Here is a 774-nt window from a genome sequence, read left to right as displayed (position 1 = left end):
ACGAAATTGACAGTTACCTTATTCGATATGGTACAGATGCATCAAACTTAGCTCAAAGTGTTGTTGTAGGTAGTGGCTCGGATACCAGTGCGCAGATCGATGATATGGTAGCAGGCACTTATTATTTTGTGATTTTGACTATCGATATCGACGGTGTTCAGAGTGAGGAATCGGAAATAATTTCCTTAACGATCTGAGATCAGTTAACGTTGATCAGTAACTAAGGCTAAGGCGATAATGTTGTAATTATCGCCTTTTTTCGTTTCCATGGGGGCGGATCTTAACTTGCATTGTTTGTGTGTATTGCTTCATTATTGAGTGCTTGAATATCATTAGGTGGCATGGCGTGAACGAACGGTTTCTAAATATTGCTAAACAACTAAAAGATGCTAATGACAAGCAGGATTGGGCGCTTTTAACTGAGCTCGATGCTCAGGTGCGTGTCGAGCTTCAGGCAGTTATTGCTAGTATGCGAACTAAAGAAGATAGGGCACAGCTTTTATCGATCTTGAGGCGCTATGAAAAAGTTTACTCTCTGGTGCTAAAAGATAGCTTGAAGCATAGAGATGAGATCTCTATGGAACTTAAGCAGATTACCCGCGAAAGTAAGGCTGCGAATACCTATCTGGATTCGTCTCAATATAAAGCTTGATTGAGTTTTATTGCGCTGGCAATAACTTATAAGATAAGTGACAAAATTTTGAACATTTATTTATGTGGCGCTTATTTCGTCTTTTTTGCGCCACTTAATTGACTAATTAATCTATCCGTACT

The 774-nt window shown here is 39.3% G+C and carries 2 protein-coding genes; both read left to right on the top strand.

From position 1 onward, the window contains the following. On the top strand, positions 1–197 hold a 197-nt coding region (locus tag A3729_RS33245; RefSeq protein ID WP_068634181.1), incomplete at its 5' end, for a fibronectin type III domain-containing protein. A 149-nt stretch (positions 198–346) separates the two neighbouring features. Further along, positions 347–652 (top strand): hypothetical protein, encoded by a 306-nt coding sequence (locus tag A3729_RS18785; RefSeq protein ID WP_068508210.1) that lies wholly within the window; start codon positions 347–349, stop codon positions 650–652. Positions 653–774: the final 122 nt, after the last annotated feature.

This window comes from Oleiphilus sp. HI0043, from assembly GCF_001634935.1.
Note: the sequence above shows the minus strand (reverse complement) of the source record. Positions and strands in the feature narration are given on the sequence as shown.